This window comes from Corynebacterium sp. LK14 (assembly GCF_008042215.1).
Classification (GTDB): domain Bacteria; phylum Actinomycetota; class Actinomycetes; order Mycobacteriales; family Mycobacteriaceae; genus Corynebacterium; species Corynebacterium striatum.
The window spans coordinates 47,080-67,847 of the sequence record NZ_NOVQ01000003.1; the positions used below are offsets into that span (position 1 = coordinate 47,080).

Annotated in this window: 21 protein-coding genes; 13 read left to right on the plus strand and 8 right to left on the minus strand. The window is 58.1% G+C overall.

Annotated features, from left to right (window positions below; translation table 11 throughout):
• Nucleotide 1 precedes the first annotated feature (1 nt).
• From CHU71_RS01240 to CHU71_RS01250, 3 genes are read right to left on the minus strand one after another with little or no spacing between them, the layout of a single operon-like run.
• Nucleotides 2–988, minus strand: coding sequence for an NAD(P)-binding domain-containing protein (locus CHU71_RS01240; RefSeq protein ID WP_147759926.1), 987 nt, complete (start codon nt 986–988; stop codon nt 2–4).
• The gene (locus tag CHU71_RS01245; protein ID WP_147759927.1) at nt 989–1,606 is read right to left on the minus strand and encodes a response regulator transcription factor; all 618 of its coding nucleotides are present in this window, start codon (nt 1,604–1,606) and stop codon (nt 989–991) included.
• Nucleotides 1,599–2,768 carry a sensor histidine kinase gene (locus CHU71_RS01250; protein WP_370450467.1) on the minus strand — a complete coding sequence of 390 codons (1,170 nt, stop codon included), beginning with the start codon at nt 2,766–2,768 and terminating at the stop codon, nt 1,599–1,601. Before CHU71_RS01250 ends, CHU71_RS01245 begins: the two co-directional genes overlap by 8 nt.
• A gap of 106 nt (nt 2,769–2,874) precedes the next feature.
• Between CHU71_RS01250 and CHU71_RS01255 the strand changes: the two genes are divergently transcribed.
• The 3 genes from CHU71_RS01255 to CHU71_RS01265 are packed head-to-tail and all read left to right on the plus strand — an operon-like array spanning nt 2,875 to nt 4,715.
• Entirely contained in the window at nt 2,875–3,870 is a 996-nt protein-coding gene (locus CHU71_RS01255; protein ID WP_049146725.1) for an ABC transporter permease, read from the plus strand.
• Nucleotides 3,870–4,484 carry an ABC transporter ATP-binding protein gene (locus CHU71_RS01260; RefSeq protein ID WP_049152079.1) on the plus strand — a complete coding sequence of 205 codons (615 nt, stop codon included), beginning with the start codon at nt 3,870–3,872 and terminating at the stop codon, nt 4,482–4,484. Before CHU71_RS01255 ends, CHU71_RS01260 begins: the two co-directional genes overlap by 1 nt.
• Before the next feature lie 54 nt (nt 4,485–4,538).
• On the plus strand, nt 4,539–4,715 hold the full coding sequence (locus CHU71_RS01265; protein ID WP_236081528.1) for a hypothetical protein: 177 nt from the start codon (nt 4,539–4,541) through the stop codon (nt 4,713–4,715).
• Here CHU71_RS01265 and CHU71_RS01270 read toward each other — a convergent pair.
• Both CHU71_RS01270 and CHU71_RS01275 read right to left on the minus strand, forming a co-directional pair.
• A complete protein-coding gene (locus CHU71_RS01270) occupies nt 4,712–6,328 on the minus strand; it encodes a bifunctional ADP-dependent NAD(P)H-hydrate dehydratase/NAD(P)H-hydrate epimerase (protein WP_049152088.1) in 1,617 nt (538 codons plus the stop codon). The genes CHU71_RS01265 and CHU71_RS01270 overlap by 4 nt on opposite strands.
• 22 nt (nt 6,329–6,350) lie before the next feature.
• Nucleotides 6,351–7,169, minus strand: coding sequence for an Fpg/Nei family DNA glycosylase (locus CHU71_RS01275; protein WP_046646722.1), 819 nt, complete (start codon nt 7,167–7,169; stop codon nt 6,351–6,353).
• Nucleotides 7,170–7,880: 711 nt separating this feature from the next.
• Here CHU71_RS01275 and CHU71_RS01280 point away from each other — a divergent pair.
• Together CHU71_RS01280 and CHU71_RS01285 are read left to right on the plus strand one after the other, a co-directional pair.
• Complete coding sequence (locus CHU71_RS01280) at nt 7,881–9,377, plus strand: DUF1846 domain-containing protein (RefSeq protein WP_005530912.1); 1,497 nt, start codon at nt 7,881–7,883, stop codon at nt 9,375–9,377.
• Nucleotides 9,378–9,435: 58 nt separating this feature from the next.
• Entirely contained in the window at nt 9,436–10,371 is a 936-nt protein-coding gene (locus tag CHU71_RS01285; protein WP_049146732.1) for a rhodanese-related sulfurtransferase, read from the plus strand.
• Between the two features lie 62 nt (nt 10,372–10,433).
• Here CHU71_RS01285 and CHU71_RS01290 read toward each other — a convergent pair whose 3' ends face one another.
• The 3 genes from CHU71_RS01290 to CHU71_RS01300 all read right to left on the minus strand — a co-directional run bounded on the left by CHU71_RS01290 (nt 10,434) and on the right by CHU71_RS01300 (nt 12,521).
• On the minus strand, nt 10,434–10,910 hold the full coding sequence (locus CHU71_RS01290; RefSeq protein ID WP_005530916.1) for a hypothetical protein: 477 nt from the start codon (nt 10,908–10,910) through the stop codon (nt 10,434–10,436).
• A 10-nt stretch (nt 10,911–10,920) separates the two neighbouring features.
• On the minus strand, nt 10,921–11,907 hold the full coding sequence (locus tag CHU71_RS01295) for a universal stress protein (protein WP_049146734.1): 987 nt from the start codon (nt 11,905–11,907) through the stop codon (nt 10,921–10,923).
• A gap of 140 nt (nt 11,908–12,047) precedes the next feature.
• Nucleotides 12,048–12,521 carry a MarR family winged helix-turn-helix transcriptional regulator gene (locus CHU71_RS01300; RefSeq protein WP_046646728.1) on the minus strand — a complete coding sequence of 158 codons (474 nt, stop codon included), beginning with the start codon at nt 12,519–12,521 and terminating at the stop codon, nt 12,048–12,050.
• 195 nt (nt 12,522–12,716) lie between these two features.
• Here CHU71_RS01300 and CHU71_RS01305 point away from each other — a divergent pair, with 195 nt between their 5' ends.
• The 8 genes from CHU71_RS01305 to dnaB all read left to right on the plus strand — a co-directional run bounded on the left by CHU71_RS01305 (nt 12,717) and on the right by dnaB (nt 20,760).
• A complete protein-coding gene (locus CHU71_RS01305) occupies nt 12,717–13,082 on the plus strand; it encodes a DUF5318 family protein (RefSeq protein ID WP_049062545.1) in 366 nt (121 codons plus the stop codon).
• Nucleotides 13,083–13,160: 78 nt separating this feature from the next.
• Nucleotides 13,161–15,371 carry a transglycosylase domain-containing protein gene (locus tag CHU71_RS01310; RefSeq protein WP_049146736.1) on the plus strand — a complete coding sequence of 737 codons (2,211 nt, stop codon included), beginning with the start codon at nt 13,161–13,163 and terminating at the stop codon, nt 15,369–15,371.
• A gap of 63 nt (nt 15,372–15,434) precedes the next feature.
• Nucleotides 15,435–16,835, plus strand: coding sequence for a glycosyltransferase family 87 protein (locus CHU71_RS01315; RefSeq protein WP_147759938.1), 1,401 nt, complete (start codon nt 15,435–15,437; stop codon nt 16,833–16,835).
• Nucleotides 16,835–17,023 (plus strand): hypothetical protein, encoded by a 189-nt coding sequence (locus CHU71_RS01320; protein ID WP_147759928.1) that lies wholly within the window; start codon nt 16,835–16,837, stop codon nt 17,021–17,023. Before CHU71_RS01315 ends, CHU71_RS01320 begins: the two co-directional genes overlap by 1 nt.
• 209 nt (nt 17,024–17,232) lie before the next feature.
• The gene (rpsF, locus tag CHU71_RS01325) at nt 17,233–17,523 is read left to right on the plus strand and encodes a 30S ribosomal protein S6 (protein WP_115340964.1); all 291 of its coding nucleotides are present in this window, start codon (nt 17,233–17,235) and stop codon (nt 17,521–17,523) included.
• 55 nt (nt 17,524–17,578) lie between these two features.
• On the plus strand, nt 17,579–18,154 hold the full coding sequence (locus CHU71_RS01330; RefSeq protein ID WP_005530931.1) for a single-stranded DNA-binding protein: 576 nt from the start codon (nt 17,579–17,581) through the stop codon (nt 18,152–18,154).
• Nucleotides 18,155–18,201: 47 nt separating this feature from the next.
• Nucleotides 18,202–18,654 carry a 50S ribosomal protein L9 gene (rplI, locus tag CHU71_RS01335; protein WP_005530934.1) on the plus strand — a complete coding sequence of 151 codons (453 nt, stop codon included), beginning with the start codon at nt 18,202–18,204 and terminating at the stop codon, nt 18,652–18,654.
• A gap of 669 nt (nt 18,655–19,323) precedes the next feature.
• The gene (dnaB, locus tag CHU71_RS01340; protein ID WP_147759929.1) at nt 19,324–20,760 is read left to right on the plus strand and encodes a replicative DNA helicase; all 1,437 of its coding nucleotides are present in this window, start codon (nt 19,324–19,326) and stop codon (nt 20,758–20,760) included.
• The last annotated feature ends 8 nt before the right edge of the window (nt 20,761–20,768 follow it).

The window sequence follows — 20,768 nt, forward strand, 5'->3', positions numbered from 1 at the left end:
GCTACCTCAAAAGCGCTGCAACGTCAGCAGCAGCCTGCTTGGCAAAGGGGGACACACCCGTGATGGTGGCTGAGCCCGGGCCGGTCCAGGTGCCGAATCCCACGAGGAAGAGCCCAGGGACGGTGGGCTGGCGGTCTACCAGTAGGCGGGAGATGGGGCGAAGTGCGGGCCGGAAGCCGGTGGCCCAAATCAGGTGATCCGCGTTGATGTCGTCGAGGGAATTCGGCATCGGGGTGGCGCGCAGGAGCCCTTCATCACGCGCCTTGAGCACCGGCGGGACCATGACGATATCGCCCAGGTTCGTATCCGCGCCGGGGTCAGGCTCGCCACGATTGATGGCGTTGAGGCGCTCGCGGTTGCGCCGGAAGAGCACGCGTCCGTCGACGTCGTCAGGCATCCAGCGCGGCTCGCCCCTTGTTAGCCAGGTGGTGGTAATACCTTCAAGCAGCAGATCCGCCGCGATCTGTGCGCCGGAATTGGCCGCGCCCACCACTGCCACGCGGGAGCCGCTGAACTCCGCGACGCCGGGATAAAAGGCCGAATGCCATTGTGTCCCCGCAAACTTACCGGGGTAGTACGGGATGAAGGGCGCACGCCAGGTACCCGTGGCCGCCACCACGGTGCGGGCCATCAAGCGTTCCGTGCTCGAGTAGACGTGGAAGAACTCCCCATCGTGCTCCACGGACTCAACCATGAAGGGACGTCGCACCGGCAGCTCATAGCGCTCTTCGTAACGAGTTAGATAATCCACCACGTGGCTCGCCGGCGGGAAACCTTCATAAAAAGGCATGGGCCAGCCCGGTAGGTTGGAGGCGCTCGTGGTGCTAAATAAAGTCAGCGAGGGCCAGGTGTGCAGCCACGCACCACCGGGGCGCGATTCCGCATCCAAAATGGCGAAGTTAAGGCCCTTTCTGCGCAGGTAATAGCCCGTGGCCAGCCCTGCTTGGCCACCGCCTAAAACGAGGCAATCATAAACCTGCGCGGACACTTAAATGAGCTTCCTTTCCCGGGCCACGGTGACAGCAGCTGTGCGGGTATCCACGCCCAGCTTCTGATAGATGTGAATCAAGTGAGTCTTCACTGTAGCTTCCGAGATGAACAGGCGCTGGGCAAGCTCCTTATTCGATTTGCCCGTGGCCAGGGCTTCTAGGATCTCCAGCTCGCGGCCGGAAAGTGCCACCTCGGGGCAGGTGATGCGCTCGGCCAAAAGTGCTGCCACCTCGGGGGCCAGGGTGCGTTTGCCGGCGGCCGTGGCCAGGACGGCGTCGTGAAGCGCCTGCTCCGGCGCATCCTTTAGGAGATAGCCCAGGGCGCCCGCCTCCACGGCGGAAACGATGTCGGATTGGGTGTCATAGGTGGTGAGGATGAGCACCGGCGGGCCGCCAGCTTGGGCGAGCTGAGAAGTGGCCGCAATGCCATCGGTGCCGGGCATCTGGATATCGCAAATGACCACGTCAACATGTGGAGCATCGGGAGCTGCAAGCTTGGCGACGTCCGCCCCATCCGCGCCTTCTAGCACCACATCGATGTCGGGGAAAGCGTTCAAAATGGCCCGCAGGCCGGCGCGCACCACGGGATGATCATCGATGAGCATGACGTTAAGCATCCTGGTCCTCTACTTTTTGCGGCATACGGATAGCAAGGGCGGTTCCCTCGCCCGGGGAAGATTCCACCGTGAGCGTACCGCCGTGGCTTTCCACGCGCTGGCGCAGGCCCCGCAGCCCGAAGCCACCCTGCGAAGGTGAAGCAGGGTCCATGCCTTCTCCGTCGTCGACAATGTCGAGCGTGGTCTCGCCTTCAAAACAGCCTAAAGTGACCACCGCGCGCCGGGCGCCAGAATGCTTGAGCATGTTGTTGAGCCCCTCTTGCGCCGCACGCAACAGGTCCTGGCGGTGCGCTTCGGTCACCGTTCTTTCTCCCGAAACAACCAGGTCGATGACGGTATTTTTACCCAGCGCAGCGGCCTGGGCGGCAGCTGAATCCACCACTTGCTGGAGGGCCTCCTCCAGCGATGGGGCAGGGGCGGCTAGCTCGCTGACGAAGCGGCGGGCCTCGCTTAAGTTCTCGCTGGCCACCTTTTCAATCAGCGCCAGTGTCTCTGGGGAAGGATCTTTTTGAGCCGCGCGCGAGAGCAGAACGATGGAGGAAAGGCCCTGGGCCACGGTGTCGTGGATCTCCCGGGAGAGCCGTTCGCGCTCTTCCAGGCGGCCTGCTTGGTGCTCGCTCGCGGCAAGTTCGGCCTGGGTGGCGCGCAGCTGCCGGGCAACCTCTGCATGGTGCGCCGCCTCAGCCTGCACCATGCGCCCGGCATGGAAGGCGCCGATGGCAAAGGCCGTGCCGATGAAGGGGCCGATGGCCGCCGCGATGGTCCATTCCGCCGGATGCTGCCAGGCGGGAAGGAAGGCCGCCAGTGCCCACAGCAGCGCGCTGCAGGCGATGCCCGGCCAGCGGGGAAGCGAGCTTAGAAAAGCAAAGACCAGCGGGAATTCCAGCCACATGAAGTCCTGGGCATGCACCATGAGCCCGCACCACAGCACGCACAGGCCCACCAGCCACAGGGCGCGGGGGAGTACGCGCCGCAGTGCGTAGACCACGGCCAATCCGACTGCCAGACCAAGGGCGCGGGCATCGAGGCGCCCGTCGAGCCCGGCGCGCAGCAGGCCGAATAGCAACAAAAACGCGAACATCACGTGCAGCCCGGCGCGCCAGGGGCTAAGGCGCTTATGGAAGGTCTGCGGGGAGCGCTGTTTCACGTCATTCACAGCCATTTACCCTAATCCTCAGGCCGGACACGGGGAATCAACCAGTTGGTTGACTCGAAGTTCAACTAGCGGCCCGATTACTAATCCGCGCGCCGTAGCGATGCTTGAAGCTATGTTTCTTGCACTTAGAGAATTGCGCGCAGCCCGCGGGCGCTTTGCGTTGATTGGGGCGGTGGTCGCGCTCATTACCTTGCTTTTGGTCATGCTCTCTGGGCTCACGGAGGGCCTTGGCAAACAAAACACTTCGGCTTTGGAGGCCTTGGGGCATGAGTATGAGCAGGCGAGCTTTAGCACGCAGAAGCCAACTTTTACGGAGTCGGAGATTTACGCGGACGACGTGGTGCCTGGCAGCGCGCCTTTGGGTACCGCGCAGACCAAGGTGGAGGGCTTCGGCGGCGTGGCCGTGCTGGGCCTGCCGGCGGGCGAGCCTATTCCGGGTACCAAGCAGCAGGTGCCGGCCACGGGAGTGGTGGCCTCGCAAGCGATTACGCAGGGAAATTCCGTGGCGATTGGGGATGAGGCCTATGCCGTCCGCGGCACCGTGCCGGATCTGTACTATTCCCACTCGCCGGTGCTGTGGGTTTCCACGCAGACCTGGGCGCAGTTGAGCCACGCGCCTTCCGACGTCGTGGGTACCGCCCTGCTGCACGCGAACAGCGTTGCCACCGGGCTTCCCACGTCCGTCAGCATGCGCGAGGCCTTAAGCGGCCTGCCCGCCTACAACTCGGAGCGCGGCTCACTTTTGACCATGCAGGGCTTCCTGTATGCAATTTCGGCGCTCGTGATGGTGGCTTTCTTGAGCATCTGGACCATGCAGCGCACCCGCGATCTTTCGATTCTGCGTGCGCTGGGGGCGCGGACGCGCTACCTGCTTGGCGACGCCCTGGCACAATCCGCACTCATCCTCGCCCTCGGAGTTGGTGTGGGTGCCGCAGTGGGCTGGGGCCTGGGCGCGCTCGCGCAATCGACGGTGCCTTTTGTGCTCTCGGCGCGCACGATTGCTGCCCCGGCCGCTGGCATGTGGGTACTCGGCATGCTGGGCGCGGTCCTGGCCACTCGCCGAATCAGCAAAATCAACCCTTTGGATGCGTTGGGAGGACAAGGCTAATGCTAGAAATTGAAAACGTGACGGTCACCTTTCCCGATGGCCGCGATCGCGTGGTGGCGTTGGACGATGTCAGCCTGGAAATCAAGCCGGGCCAGCTCATGGCCGTCGTCGGCGAATCCGGCTCCGGTAAATCCACCTTGCTCTCCGTGGCCGCGGGGCTAATCGAGCCCGATAGTGGTGGCGTGCGGGTAAGCGGTGAGCGCGGCATCATTTTCCAACAATCCAACTTGGTCAGCTCGCTCAATGCCCTGGATCAGCTGCTCATTGTGGACCATATGGCAGGCCGAAAACCTCGCCGTGAAAAGGCGCGGGAGCTGCTTGAGTATGTAGGCCTGCCTGGGATGGAGGCTCGCCGCATCACTCAGCTTTCTGGCGGTCAGCGCCAGCGCATCAATATCGCGCGCGCCTTGATGGCTGACCCCGAGGTGCTGCTTGCGGATGAGCCGACAGCGGCGCTGGATTCTTCGCTCTCGCGCGACGTCGCCAAGCTGCTGCGTGACATCACTGATGAACAACAGACCGCAACGATGTTTGTGACCCATGACCGCAGCCTGCTGGAGTTTGCGGACAGTGTGGTGACCGTCAAGGACGGAAAGTTGGCGGCCGGTACCTAAAGCCCTGCAAGCGGGTGCAAACGGGGTACTACCAAGGAGATCTTCTATCGGCAGATGACTGGCTGGGTGATGCTGGTGCTCGGTGCGGCATGGACCATCATCAACCTGCTGGGGCCGTGGTACATCCTCGCCGAGATCGGCGCCGTGGCAGGTGCCTGGGCTGCGATGACGTGGCCATGGGAGACCCATAGGCTGCGCCGCTCCGTGCGCGCCGTAGCAAATAGGCTTTAGCGAGCCGCACGCAAAAGCTTGGCGACGGCCCGCGGGATCGCCGCGGCAATCTGCGAAGCCGAGCAGATGGCGTAGCCCTCCGGCGTTTTCGCCGCGATGGCTGCCGCATGGGCCTGAATGGCGCCGGCGTGGAGGACTTCTGTGATGATCTCGGTGAGCGTCGTGCGGCCTACCTGTGCTCTGTCCTCAAGATGTATCTGTGCGAGGACTGCGCCGAGGATGCCGGCCAGTACGTCTCCGGAACCAGGCGTTGCGGAATAAGAGTGACCGGCGTTGAAGGCATAGATGGGCTGGCCGGGTGCAGTAACCAGGGTATTTCTTCCCTTGAGCAGCACGATGCAGCCCAGCGCTGTGGCGAGCTCCTGCAGTGGCGCTGCTTTGCCTGATGACAGGTCGAGGTCCTTGTTGAAGGTCGCCTCGTAAAGCTCGGTGAACTCGCCCAGGTGAGGAGTGAGAACCGTGACGGGCAGGCTTCCCAGGCGGGCGCGCAACTCGGGGTGACGGGCAAGGAGTCGCAGCGCATCGGCATCGATGACGGCCGAGATGAACCCATCGAGTACCTCCGCGAGCTCCGCTTGGGCCGCAGCGTCAGTGCCGCGTCCTGGGCCCACGACGATGGCCTGGGCGTGACCCGCTGAGTCAAGATCTGGGTGAACCACGAGTTCCGGCAGGAGCGAGGTGATGGAGCGGTCTCCGATAAAGCGCACCATGGCCGGGCTGGTGCGCACTGCCGCGGTGGCTGCCAAGATGCCAGCGCCGGGATAGGTGTCGCTGCCTGCGGCAATAGTGACCACGCCGCCGGAATATTTATCGGAGGAAATCCCTGGGGTGGGGTCAACGATTGGTCCGGTACAGTCAACCGGGCGCGGGTGCGTTGCGATGCCATGGGCGGTCTCGATGTTGCCGGGGCGCCACGCATATGCGGATTCCAGGGTGGGCTCGTTGGCGATGTGTCCGGCCGGTTGCGCGAGCGATTCGAGCATCGCGCTAAACGATGTCGCGCCGGGCAGTGTTAAATCCGCCAGCACCACCTGGCCGCACTCCGCGGCGAGTACGTGGCCCATGCGCGCCCAACCGAAAGTTATGGTGACGTCAGCATGCACTGCGCCTTTGCAGGCGGCGATGCCAGTCTCTGCGTTGATGCCAGTGGGCATGTCGACCGCGAGCACCGGAATGCCTGTTGCCTGCTCGTAGACCTCTAGCGCTTGGCCGCTGAGCCCGCGCCCGGAACCGAGGCCGGCCACGGCGTCGATAAGCAAGCTCGTGTCAGCTGGCAGGGAAGTGGTGGGATTAGGAGTGGACCCACTTTTTAGAACTTCGCCGCCGGCTTTCTCGAACGCAGCACGAGCGGCAGCGTGACAGGTCTCGGGTACGAGTGCTGTGACGGCGTGCCCCTGTTGGGCGAGAAGAGCGCCGGCGAAAAGGCCGTCGCCGCCGTTGCCACCGCTGCCTGCCAGAATCATCACGTGGCCGGGGTGGGCGGCGAGCATTACCGCGGCGGCATCGGCCACCGCGTGGGCGGCCAATTGCATGAGCTGGTCTGGAGAGCTCTGCTGGGCAAGCAGGCGCTCCTCGGCAGCGCGGACGGCGTCGACGTGAAAGGCATATCGCATGCCGCCCAAAATACCCCCTTGCTTAGGCTGGAGCGTTCTGGCAGGTAGGGCACCAGAACAGGTTCCTGCCTTCGAGCTTCTTTTCTGCGATGGGCTCGCCGCAGATATAGCAAGGCATGCCGGCGCGGCGGTAGACATAAACCTCGCCGCCATGGTCATCCTTGCGTGGCGCGCGGCCCATGGCCTCTGGCGTGTGCTCCGGGCGGACCGTGTCGATGCGGGCGGTGGGCACGCCGGCGCGCATGAGTTCTACCAGGTCCTCCCAGATGACATCGAATTCGTGGCGGTCTAATTCATTGCCGGCAATAAAAGGCGAGATGTTCTGGCGGAATAAAACCTCGGCGCGGTAGATGTTGCCGACTCCGGCAAAGAGATGCTGATCCATCAGCAAGGAGCCGATGCTGCGGCTCGACCTGTGCACTCGCGGCCAAAGGTTAGCCGGTGATGCGTCCTCGCGGATGGGGTCGTGGCCAATCTTGGCGAGCGCGACGTCATACTCGGCATCCGTGATGAGCCGGCACCACTGTGGCCCGCGGAGGTTGGCAGCTAGGTCATCGCTTTCGATGCGCAGGCGAATCTGGCCCCAGACATCATCCAAAGGCTCAAAGCGCAAGCTGCCGATCAGCCCGAGGTGGATATAGATGATGTGCTCTGGCGCATCGGCGGAAAAGTGCAAAAAGAGATGTTTGCCGCGCGCTTCGGCGAAATCGAGCTGCGTCCCATCGAGCACGGCTGCTTCCGCCGCAAAGCGGCCCTGCGGACTCGTGACGCGCAGCGGCCCACCCCGGAATTCACGGTCGAGGCGCTGTGCAAGGTGATGAATGATGTGGCCTTCGGGCATGGGGATAAGTCTATTGCATGTGCTGCGAAGAAAGCTCAAGGATAAAACGGACATTTTTCCGTTTGGAGTGTGGGATTGAAGTGCGAAGACGAGGCTTAAGCGTTCATTTCCTGTTTTAAAGGTCTAGGTTAAATAGGTGAAAGTCAACATAATAAACATTTATCTATTTTGTTGTTTAGTCTATAGCGCGACCATATCTGATAAAGATCGGCCCAAATATATAGTGGTCCGTTTCACATTTATTTTTCTTCCGGATTAATTGGACTAGAAAGTACCAGCGCATGGCGCTAAATTTTTATAAAGCTAGAATCGGTTAGTGAAATTCTTTATCGGATTTTTGTCCGATTGGCTTTGCAAACGTTGATTTTGAAACCGCCGTTGATATGCTTCCCATGGATGTATCTACTGGTGAGTGATAGATCCAACCGCTGCGCATGTAGGGGTGCGTGGCGGCTATTGCCAGGTGGGTGGGACTGCCTGGTTGTAGAGGGTGAGGGCTTGTTCCGCATCCTTAGAGAGACAGGTAACGCCTGGGCCCGTCCTTTCCGGGGCCCAGGCGTTACTCGTATGTTTTAGGCGGCGTCGTCAGTGCGGTTTCTGGCGGTGTGGCGCCGTGGCAGGGCGTATGAGTAAACCCAGTTCTTTCGAGTAAAATCCAATCCAAAAGATCCAGCCCGGTTGCGGGGATTGTCTATGGCGGAAGGCCTTTAAATGACGCGTTTGCTTGGTTTTGACCGTGAGAAGTACATCGAGATGCAGTCGGAGCACATCCATGAACGGCGCCAAGCTATCGGCGGCAAGCTGTATCTGGAGATGGGCGGCAAGCTTTTCGACGATATGCACGCCTCCCGCGTGCTGCCCGGGTTCACTCCAGACAACAAGATCGCCATGCTGGAGCGCATCAAAGACGATGTCGAGATCCTCATCTGCATCAACGCTAAGGACATCGAGCGTCAAAAGATGCGCGCTGACCTCGGAATCCTCTACGAAGATGACGTTTTGCGCTTGGTCGACGTCTTCCGTGGCCGTGGCTTCCTAGTAAACAACATCGTCATGACCCAGCTGGAGGATGGCAACAGCCAAGCTGAGGCCTTCATTGACCGCCTGGAGCGCCTTGGCCTGAGCGTTGCGCGCCACCGCGTTATCCCGGGTTATCCTTCCAACACAGACCTCATTGTTTCTGAGGAAGGCCTTGGCCGGAACGAGTACGCGGAAACCACGCGTGACCTGGTTGTCGTCACTGCGCCGGGGCCAGGCTCCGGCAAGCTGGCGACCGCCCTATCGCAGGTCTACCACGAGCACCAGCGCGGTGTGCAGGCTGGATACGCCAAGTTTGAGACCTTCCCGATCTGGAACCTGCCGCTCGATCACCCAGTGAACCTGGCTTACGAGGCTGCAACCGTTGACCTCAACGACGCAAACGTCATCGATCACTTCCACTTGAGCGCATACGGCGAATCCACGGTGAACTACAACCGCGATGTTGAGGCTTTCCCGCTGCTTAAGACCCTCCTGGAGAAGCTGACCGGCAACACCCCGTACCAGTCCCCGACGGACATGGGCGTCAACATGGCCGGCTTCTGCATCACCGATGACGAAGTCTGCCGTGAGGCCTCCAAGCAGGAGATTATTCGTCGCTACTTCAAGGCTTTGGTGGAAGAGGCGCGCCTCGGCCTAGATTCCACGCAGTCCGAGCGCGCGGCCGTCGTCATGGCGAAGGCCGGCATCAAGTCTGATGACCGCCCAGTAGTAGCGCCGGCGCGCAAGCGTGCCGCCGAAACTGACGAGCCCGCCTCTGCGTTGCAGCTTGCCGACGGCACCATCATCACCGGCCGCACTTCTGCGCTTCTGGGCTGCTCCGCTGCGATGCTTCTCAATGCGCTTAAGCATCTCGCCGGCATTGACGATGAGATCCACCTGCTGAGTCCAGAGGCCATCGAACCGATCCAGAAGCTCAAGACCGAGTATCTGGGTTCGCGTAACCCGCGGTTGCATACGGACGAGGTTCTCATCGCGTTGTCTGCATCGGCGGCCAAGGATGAAAACGCCCGTAAGGCCATGGCTCAGCTGAAGAAGCTAGCTGGTTGCGATGTTCACACCACCACGATTTTGGGCTCGGTGGATGAGGGAATCTTCCGCAATCTTGGGGTGCTCGTCACATCCGATCCAGTGTTCGCCCGCAAGCAGGCGCTTTACCAAAAGCGCTAAGTACGGAGTTTTCGGAAGAATTTAGGAAAAGAAACAGCTCAAGCATAGAATTAGTGGCGTGAGCCTTAGCAAAATTCTTCTGTACTACTGCTTTACCCCAATTTCTGATCCCACGGCCGTCATGTTGTGGCAGCGCAATCTGTGCGAGAAGCTCGGACTGAAGGGTCGCATTCTCATCTCCGAACACGGTATCAATGGCACCGTGGGCGGCGACATGAATGCCTGCAAGCGCTACGTTCGTGAGACCCGCGAATACCCAGGATTTAAGAAGATGGAATTCAAATGGTCCGATGGCGGCGCTGATGACTTCCCGCGCCTGTCGGTCAAGGTCCGTGACGAAATCGTGGCCTTTGGCGCGCCTGGTGAGCTCAAGGTGGACGAGAACGGCGTCGTCGGTGGCGGCGTTCACCTCAAGCCAGAAGAGGTTAACAAGCTGGTAGAAGAGCGCGGTGACGAAGTCGTGTTCTTTGACGGCCGCAACGCCATGGAAGCGGAGATTGGCAAGTTTAAGAATGCCGTGGTGCCTGACGTCAAGACCACCCATGACTTCATCAAGGAAATCGAGTCCGGCAAGTATGACTGGATGAAGGACAAGCCTGTTGTCTCCTATTGCACCGGGGGTATCCGCTGCGAGATCCTCTCATCCCTGATGAAGAATCGCGGTTTCAAAGAGGTCTACCAAATTGACGGTGGCATCGTGCGCTACGGCGAGAAGTTTGGCAATGACGGCCTGTGGGAAGGCTCGATGTATGTCTTCGACAAACGCATGCACCATGAGTTTGGGCAAGGGCTGCAAGATCCTGGCTTTATTCAGCTGGGGCACTGTGTGCACTGTGGAAAAGCAACGAACACGTTCCACAATTGCATTAATGAGGACACGTGCCGTCAGCAGGTTCTAATTTGCGACGATTGCGTACAGCACGTTGAAACCCAGCACTGTGGGCGTCCAGAATGCGCGGAGGTCGCAGCTACAGCTGCAGCAACCAATGCTTAGCTCGATGAGAAAACGGTGCTCCTAGAGAAAGCTTTGGCTGAGGGAGCGCCGAAGGCGCTGGGTTATCCGAGAGGGACGAGCAGGATCTGGATATCGGTGATGCACCACAACATGAAGTTGCAGGCCATCACCCAAAAAATGGCCATCCACGAACGCCAACGTAAGTAGCGCTTGAGTTTGTGAATCATGATGAGCGCCGTGCCAATCATGCCGATGAACGGGATGATTATGGTAGTGAAGGCAAAGAAGCGGCGCTGGCCGTTGGTGCATAGCCAGGTGGCGAGGGAGGCGTCGCAAAGCGCCCCGCCCTGGGAACGCGTGATAAGGGCTAGGACCAGTGCGTAAAGCCCGGAGGCGGCGAGGATGCCCAGCATGAAGTAAATTGCCTGAATCGTCGAACGGCGATTGGCTTTTGCAACGGCAAGAGGATCAGGTGCATCAGCGAGTTCATCAAACGTTGCTGGCTCGGGGCGCCGCAGGTTGGCATAATCCGCATCAGTTGTCAGATCGTTTTCAGGATGCTCGTCAGTTGCACTCATACGCAGGAGTCTAGTCCTTAATCGGTGCCGAGTCGGAAGGCCGAACCATCACTGGTACCCGAATGTGCGGGAGAAGCTCCGTAGCGGCTGAGCCGATAAACACGCGCTCGATGGGCCCCATTGGGGAGGAACCCATGCACATGATGTCGCCCTTCTTCCATTTCAAGGAATCAACTGCTCCTGCCCACCCATGCCCGGTTCCAATATCGGTGGAAATTTCCAGGCCGGGGTAGTGGTGGTCAACAATGTCTTGCGCTCTGTCGAGCATTGCCAATGTATGTTCGTGCCAGCCCTTAGTGAGCTTGGAAGCGATGTCGACGGAGTCATGCAGAGGGGCATCAATAAGTCCCTCCGCATTGAAAGCCACGATGCGGAGGGGCAACTTCCATGTGTTTGCCAATCGGGCTGCATGAAGCAGCGCTGGGTCTTCAGAGTCGCCACGCTCGGTGAAGGCGAAGTTGATGCGTGTAACGCCATGCTTGGAAAGCTTGATGTCGCGCGGGGTGAGGCCGAGAGGAATGGGGGAAAAGTGCAAGAGCGCGTCTGCAGTAGAGCCAGCAAAGAACTTGCCCTTGGGAGCTGACTGATTTGCTCCCAACAAAATTGCGTCCGCGCAGAATTCAGTGGCCATCTCCGTGAGGAGTTGTGGCCGTGAAGGTCCAGCGAGGAGGACGGAAGGACGCTCATCTAGCTGTGAGTTATCGACTCCTGCTGCCTTGAGAGCGGCAAGCACGCTTTGCTCGCACTCAGCCTGTTCCTTTTTAAACCACTTCTTGTACTTGCCGCCGTGCTTGGTGAAAACTGTTGTGGCGCGTGGCACAGAAATAGTAGAGATCACTCTGATGCAAACCTTGGTGGACCTAGCCAACCAAGCTGCGTACTCGATCGCCTCCGTGCCCGTGGAGGACGGGCTCCACGAGACTAGAAGTCGAACAGGGTCGTTGGGGTCCTCTTTAGCGAGGGAAGCCCGCGACTCACAAGGGATATTCTTAGCCATGCACCAATCAGTCCGGTGATCTATCTTGGGACGTTGTTGGTGCCATTATTAGTCGCTTGAGCGTACAAAATGAAATCTGCGGCGGGGGATCGATCGCGGTGAAGAAGATTGGTCTATTTACGCCCTGGGGTTGCCAGAGTTTAGTCCATGGTGGGGCGGTAAACGTCTGCGAGCTTAGAAATTAAGGTGCTCATCTGGTGCGCTTTGTCTAAATCCGAGGGTTCTAGCCACTGGAGGATCTCAGCCAGGGCTGCGGCGCGTTGTCGAGAGACAATGTTGAGTTCTGACTCGCCTAGCTGGGTCAAAGCCACCAGGACGCCACGGCGATCCTTTTCATCGCGGCGTCGTTCCACGAAACCATTACGCTCTAATTGGTATAGGGCATTAGATGCCGTGGGCATTCGAATAAGTTCTGCCTGTGCAATGGTGCTTACTCGGGAAGGTCCCCGTAGGCGTAACTGATTCATGATCGACACCTGTGAGGTGGTGAGGGACGTACCTTCGGTTGTGCGCTGGAAGATAAGCATTAGCTTGTTCAACGCGGGTTGAATGTTGCGCGCGACGTTAAGAGCGTCCTCATAGTTGGAGGGGGAGGCGGCGGCTTGTTCACTCATAAAAAGTAATAATAGCGACCGTTTGCAGCCGACGGTAGTTAGGTGGCTAAAAAATTAGGTTTTGGGTTTGAAAATTTATTGAGGGGAGCGTAAGGGAACAATCTCGTTCATTAAAGTGTTTGAGAAGTCGGTGGAAGAAGGCCATCTCCGCAAAATTGTTAGGAAGAGAAGCGAGAGAAAAGGAGGGCAGATGCTTTGAGCCTTTCTTTTAAGCACATTATTTCTCATGAATGGGAGCGGGCCCAGCATCTCAAGGAGTATCGAGCGGGCCGAGTAGATAGGAGCGAGCTTTGCGACGCCGACTTCCTTCTGCGTGCTGCGGCTGAACACCACGGCGTCGATATGGCGAAACGGTGCCCGATGTGTGAAGCGCCGATGTGCTTGACCACATGGGTATATGGCGAAGAGTTGGGGCGTCGCGCTGGAAGCGCACGAAATGCGGAAGAAATCGCAGAATTTGCAGCCGACGGTCTCGAATTTACGGTTCACTGGGTCGAAGTTTGTACGGCATGCCGTTGGAACCACCTATTGCGTGCGGCAACAGCCTATGATGAAGGTTAGTTTTTGGCTCGGCCGTTGAGGCCGGTAAGCTGCATTTATTTAAGAAAATCCGCCCATGATTGATGAGGACACGAAGCAGTGACCGAAAAGGAATCTGCCCCTAAAAAAGCGGGGCGTCACGTTTATAAATCCACGAAGCAGCGCAAACGACGTCGCTGGCCGTGGATTGTGCTGATAATTGCCTTGGTATTGGTAGCTGTACCGGCAGGCCTTTTTGCCTATGCATACTCCCAATACAACGTTCCTGAGCCAAAGGAGCTTCAAGCAAATCAGGTTTCCACGATTGTGGCTGGGGACGGTACCACCCAATTGGCTAAGTTGGTTCCGCCAGAAGGCAACCGCACCCAGGTCAAACTCGATGAAGTCCCCGACTACGTCGAAGATTCTGTGCTTTCTGCTGAGGACCGTGAGTTTTGGACCAACTCCGGATTTTCCTTCACCGGTTTGGGACGCGCAGTCTTGGGCAAGCTGACTGGTGATTCAACCGCAGGCGGTGGTTCAACAATCACTCAGCAGTATGTCAAGAACACGCTGGTTGGTGACGAGTATTCCTATGCGCGTAAGATCCGCGAGCTTATCTATTCCATCAAGATGACTAACGAATGGTCCAAGGAAGACATTCTGCAGGCATACCTCAACACGGTCTACTTTGGTCGTAACGCCTACGGAATCCAGGCAGCTTCCAACGCATACTTCAATAAAGATGCCAAGGATCTGACGGTTGAGGAAGGCGCAATGCTCGCCGGCCTTATTCAGTCTCCTTCTGTCCTTGACCCGCGCGTGGACGAGGAAAGCTCGAAGGCTCGCTGGAACTATGTTCTTGACGGTTTGGTTGAGATGGGCGATCTGGACGCTACTCAGCGTGCGCAGATGCAGTTCCCGCAGACGCGTGATCCTGCCGAGTATTCCGCTTATACAGAGGCGCCAGGCGCCTACGGACATATTAAAAACCAGGTTATTGCCGAGCTGGAACGCGTTGGCATCACCGAGGATCAGGTCGCTACGGGCGGTCTGAAAATCACCACGACCATTGACATGAACGTGCAGAATGCTTCCACCGAGGCTGTTGATGGGCAGCTGCAGTCTTTGCAGGAGGATGCCCGCGCTGCGGCTGTGACCATTGATCCTGCTTCTGGTGCTGTGCGCGGCTACTTCGGCGGCCACGAGTCGACCGGTTGGGATTATGCCAACGCCGGCCTGCAGACGGGTTCGACGTTTAAGATCTTTGCCCTTGCGGCGGCCCTTCAGCAAGGCATCGGCCTGGACACGTATTACTCCTCAGCGCCGTACCAGCTCCCTGGTTCTCAGGTAGTCACAAACGACGGTGGCGGCTGCGGTAACTGTTCCATTGCGGAGGCATTGAAGAACTCGTTCAATACCTCGTTTCTGCGTCTGCAGGCGGATCTAGAAAACGGCACTCAGGATACTGCCGACATGGCGCATGCGTTGGGCATTGCTAAGTCTCTGCCTGGCATTGAAAAGACATTGACTGAAAATGGTGGGGCTCCATTCGAGGGCGTTGTTCTGGGACAGTACCAGTCTCGCCCACTCGACATGGCAAGCGCTATGGCGACGCTGACAAACGGCGGCGTTTGGCATCAGCCTCACTTCGTGCAAAAGGTCGAAACTACCGGTGGCGAAGTTCTGTATGAATTCAACGATAACGGTGGTGAGCGTCGAGTTTCAGCCAACGTGGCTAACAATGTTCTAAAGGCAATGCTTCCTATTGCGGGTTGGTCTAACGGAGCTCTGGCCGGCGGCCGCGCATCTGCGTCCAAGACGGGTACTACTCAGTTGGGTAACACCGGAACCAACAAGGACGCGTGGATGGTTGGTTCGACCCCGCAGCTGGCTACGGCAGTTTGGGTAGGTACCGCTGACAACACCTCCGCCATCTTCAATTCTTATGGCGGAATCATGTATGGCTCTGATGCGCCTACCCGAATCTGGAAGCAGATCTTGGATACTTCCTTGGTTAACTCGGAGTACCAATCCTTCCCAACGGCATACCCGATCCGTTATGGAAGCGGGAACTGGGGCAGCGGGTACACGGGCTCTTATGGTTCCTCAACGGAATACGGCAACGGTTACGGCAACAACGATGATGCTCCAGAGGAGACTGCAAACCCAGAATCCCCTGCTCCTGGCGACCAACCTGCGCCTTCCCCACACCAGCCTGCAACATCTCCGGAAGCGCCTGCTCAGCCGGGAGCACCAGCCCCAGACGTTCCTTCGCTGGAGGACATCATTAATGGTCAAGGTGACTTGGCTGAACTATTAAGACCGTAGGAGAGGAACGTGACTGATGAGGCCCTCAAGACCGTGAAGACGGTTGGAAAGTCCCACTCGGCTGTGCGTGGCGCCTCTGCCGAAGGCCGCATTCCGCTTAATCGTGAACCTTTTGCACACGACATCATCGAGTTTTTCGGTGGCCCGCGTGGCCGTTTTGCCCGCACCTTACCTGGTCAATGGATGTCGCCATTGCGCGCGATTATTGGTGTGTCCTGGATTTTCCTCGCGCTGGGCTTTCTGAGTAAGGCCAACTGCGCAGGAAGCCGCACAGGGGACGACGGAGTCATTTCCTTGAACTGGGATGGCAACCGTCAATACACGTCTTTCTGCTACAACGACATCGTCCCGCTCTATGGCGGCCGCGGCTTGGACCAAGGCGGATTTCCCTATGCGTATTCGTGGCAAGAAGGTGGCCTGACTAGGTACATGGAATACCCGGTTCTGGCGGGTATGTTCCAAGGATTGATGGGTTGGACTTCACGAGTCACGTATCCAATTGGTGAGTTCTTCGGCGTAGCGGATGCCGGTTGGTATTTCGGAGTCACCGCGCTCGTGCTTTCCTGCATTTGGATCGGTACGGTCTACATGGTTTTCCAGCTCACTGGAAACCGTGCATGGGATACGATGCTCATGGCCGCGAGCCCCCTCGTTGTCATTCATGCCTTTACAAACTGGGATATCCCGTCCATTGCGTTTATGGTCGGTGCGCTCTTTGCGGTGACCCGCGGTAAGAATTGGCTTGCAGGTATTTTGATTGGCCTCGGAACTGCTTTCAAATTGTGGCCGTTGTTTATCTTGGGCGCGTTTTTTGTCCTCGCGGCGCGTAACAAGAAGTGGGCGCCATTCGGTGCGATGTTCGGCGGAACCGTGATCTCTTGGCTAGTCGTTAACGTTCCAGTGGCGTTGAAGTACCCGGATGCGTGGCGTGAGTTTTTCCGACTCAACGAAGAGCGCGGCGCTGAATGGACCACAATTTATGCGTTGATCAACCGCTATGCCGAAAATGGCCTCACCCCAGAATTCCTCAATAGCTTTACGCTGCCAGCATTCTTGCTGGGATGCGCAGCTATCGGCATCTTTGGTTTGCGCGCTCGCCGCGAGCCGCGTGTGGCTGAGCTCATTTACCTGATCGTGATGGCCTTCTTGCTCATCAATAAGGTTTGGTCGCCGCAGTATTCCATTTGGTTGGTTGTTCCAGCTTTGCTTGCTCTCCCGCGTTGGCGCCTGTTGCTGAGCTGGATGCTTGTCGACGCCATGGTATGGCCAGTCCTTATGTGGCACATGTTGGGCACGGAAAATAAAGGCATCGATCATGAACTGCTCGACCTCTTTGTGATTGGCCGTGACACCTTCATCGTTATTATCGGAATTCTTATCATCCGCCAAATGCTGGGCAAGTCTGTGGACAAGGTGCGTGCAGCACATGGTGGCCGTGATCCTCTTGCTGGAGACTTTGTCTAATGATTATCACCGTCGTAGGAATAATTTCTATTTTTCTCGGATTCTGCTGCGTGATGGGTGCGTACTACCTATATCAACGCAGCGAGGATCGGCGCTGGCCCATCCTTTTGGGCCTGCTGGCCTTGATGTTTCTCACCGTAATTCCAGCAGGAAGTGCCATCTTCTTCGCCACCACGATGCGTAGTTAGTGTCAAAACGGTTCCGCGCTTGGCTCTTGATGATTAAGCACAGCGCAAGCACTGATTCTCCCCAACGGCTTTCCCCCGTTGGGGATTTCTTTTTGGCCGGTCAATGCGCTATTGTGATGGGGTTGCTTGACGCAACGTACCCTCCTGCCATGTCCGCAAAGGTGATATGGCCGAAAACAATTACTAGACCATAGGAGGTGATGAGGTCCGTGCGTCACTACGAAGTCATGATTATTCTGGATCCTAACCAGGATGAGCGCACCGTATCCCCGTCCCTAGACAAGTTCCTCGAAGTTGTCCGTAAGGATGGCGGCAAGGTTGAAAACGTCGATGTTTGGGGCAAGCGTCGTCTTGCTTACGCAATCGACAAGAAGGAAGAGGGCATCTACGCCGTCGTTAACCTGGAGTGCGAGTCCGCTTCGGTTCTCGAACTCGACCGCCGTCTGAACCTGAACGACACCATCCTGCGTACCAAGGTTCTGCGCACCGACAGCAAATAGCGGATACTGGTTTCAGAGTTTCGAGAACCCACGTAACCGATAAGGAGAACAGACCATGGCACAGGGAGACACCACAATCACGGTAGTTGGCAACGTTGTTGCTGACCCCGAGCTGCGCTTCACCCCAGCGGGTGCGGCTGTAGCAAACTTCCGCGTCGCTTCCACCCCTCGTCGTTTCAATTCGCAGACGAACCAGTGGGAAGATGGCGAGGCCATGTTCCTGACCTGCAACGTGTGGCGTCAAGCCGCAGAAAACGTTGCGGAAACCCTGACCAAGGGCATGCGAGTAATCGTCAATGGCCGTTTGCGCCAGCGTTCTTATCAGAACCGCGATGGCGAAAACCGCACTGTCTTTGAGATTGAGGTTGACGAAGTCGGCCCGTCCCTGCGCTACGCTTCCGCACAGGTCACCCGCAAGTCCGCTAATGGCGGTAACGGCGGTGGCAATTACGGCGGCGGCCAGCAGCAGAATCAGGGTGGCAACAACTTTGGCGGCGGCAACCAGGGCGGCTTTGGTGGGAACCAGAGCGCTCCGCAGCAGTCGCAGCAGTCAGCTCCTTCAAACGATCCGTGGAACTCCGCACCCCAAGCTGGAAGCTTCGGCGGTGCAGACGCTGAGCCACCGTTCTAAAACTGTCCCACGCAATAATTAACTAACTCAATTGAAAGGCAGGGATCATGAAGCTGATCCTCACCGCTGCCGTTGAGAACCTCGGCGCCCCAGGCGAAATTGTAGAGGTTAAGAACGGTTACGGACGTAACTACCTGCTTCCGCGCGGCCTGGCTATTGTTGCCACCCGCGGTGCTGAGAAGCAGATCGAGGGCATCAAGCGCGCCCAGGAAGCTCGCGCAATCCGCGACCTGGATCACGCACGTGAGGTCCGCAACCAGCTCGAGCAGCTTTCTGGCGTACAGGTTGCAATGAAGACTTCTGAAAACGGCAAGCTATTCGGCTCCGTTTCTGCAGACGACATCGTTTCCGCAGTTGAGGCCGCTGGCGGCCCGAAGCTGGACAAGCGCATCGTCGTTCTGCCTAAGGGCCTGGTCAAGAAGACCGGCAACTACCAGGTCGAGCTCAAGCTGCATGCTGACGTTCTCGGCAAGGTGAACTTCTCGGTCGTCGCTGCCTAATAGGCGCACGACGGTTCCCGCTTAAGAGTGGGAACACAATGACAACAGCAACGCTTAGGGCCTCGGGGCCTGCCATGTGAGGTGGCAGCCCCCGAGGCCCTTCGCGCGTTTTCAGCGACGCTGCTTCTGCCGCACCGCTGAATCATTTGATGAAATTTTGTGTGCTCCCGGACAGTGCTCCGACACTGTGTGTCCGATCATCATGCAGGCTGTGGATAACTGTGGATAACTTTGAATAATTGTGGATAACTACGGTTGGAATCTTTTCCGATTTGCGTTTTGTTAATCCACAGGTTGCCTCAATAACACGCAGGTAAGCGGGGTCCCCACGGAAATTGTGCACATTTTCACACTTCCGGAAATAGCTGATGACCTGCGGAAACAATAAGTGCAGGTCACAGTGCTGCGATAGTTATCCACAGCCATATCCACGTGTTTGGGGGTCGAAAGTCGGTCTCACCTGGGAATTACACAGGGCCCTGTGGATAACTGTGGGATTTATACCCAGGGGGTGCGTGTCAGGGGGCTGCATTAGACTAAAAATCCAGAAGCCGAGCCCCCCATTTTTGCGGTAACTTCTCGCAGATGTGTCCCGCTGGGGCGCGGTGATAGTGTCCGAATTTGTGCTTCACGCCAGCCGGCGAAGCAGAACATGGGGTGGATTGTTTTATGACAAACGCAAGCTTCGATGATGCAGACTACGTACCGCCAGAAGCGCCTGACGTACCTGCCCAGGAGGAGCGTCCCTATCGCTGGAACCGGCAGGATGTTTCCAAGCGCTACGGAGAATTCCGTCAGCCGCCCTCGGACAGAGAAGCCGAGCAGGGCGTTCTCGGCGCAATGCTGCTGAGCCCGAACACCGTAATGGAGGTCATCGAGGAACTTGAGCCTGATGACTTCTACTACCCGGCACACGCGCTTATCTACCAGGCCATGGTTGATCTCTATGCCGCCGGCACTGACATCGACGCCGTCATCGTAGCCTCACGCCTCGACCGCTATAACAATTTGGAGCGCGTGGGCGGAGCGCCGTACCTGCACACGCTCCTAGCCACGGTGCCTACCGCTGCAAACGCGCGTTACTATGCGGAGATCGTCGCCGAGAAAGCGGTGCTTCGCAAGCTGGTCGACGCTGGCACGCGTGTTGTTCAGTTGGGCTTCGAAGGCGCAGAGGACGCCGAGATTGAGTCCGTGCTCGACCGTGCTCAGCAAGAGGTCTTTGCCGTGGCGCAAAAGAAGACAACCGAGGACTATCAGGTACTCGGAAAGCTGATTGACCCCACCATTGATGAGCTCGCCATGCTACAGCAGAACGGCATCGAGGCCGGCGTTCCCACGGGTTTTATCGATCTAGACAAGCTCACCAACGGCCTACGCGCCGGCCAGATGATCATTGTGGCAGCGCGTCCTGGTGTGGGTAAGTCCACCTTGGCCATGGACTTCATGCGCTCCGCGTCCCTGCAGCACGGCAAGACCTCCGTCATCTTCTCCTTGGAGATGTCAGCCTCAGAGATCGTCATGCGTCTGCTTTCTGCAGAAGCAGAAGTAAAGCTGACGGACATGCGCGGTGGCCGCGTCTCTACAGAGGACTGGGCCAAGATCGACCAGACCCTGAACCGCATCCAGGATGCACCACTGTTCATTGATGACTCACCCAACCTCACCATGATGGAGATTCGCTCGAAGGCTCGCCGCTTGAAGCAGCAGCATGGCCTCGACCTCATCGTCCTCGACTACATGCAGCTGATGTCTTCCGGTAAGAAGGTCGAGTCGCGTCAGCAAGAGGTCTCGGAGTTCTCTCGTCAGCTCAAGCTCTTGGCTAAGGAGCTTGAGGTTCCACTGATTGCTATTTCGCAGCTTAACCGTGGCCCTGAGTCGCGTACCGATAAGAAGCCGCAGCTGGCTGACCTCCGTGAGTCTGGCTCGCTGGAGCAGGACGCTGACATGGTTATGCTGCTCTACCGCCCTGACTCCCAGGACCGCGACGATCCGCGTGCGGGTGAGGCTGACATCATTTTGGCTAAGCACCGTGGTGGCCCTATCGATACGGTGCAGGTTGCCCACCAGCTGCACTACTCCAAGTTCGTCAACATGGCCCACGGCTAAGAGGGAGC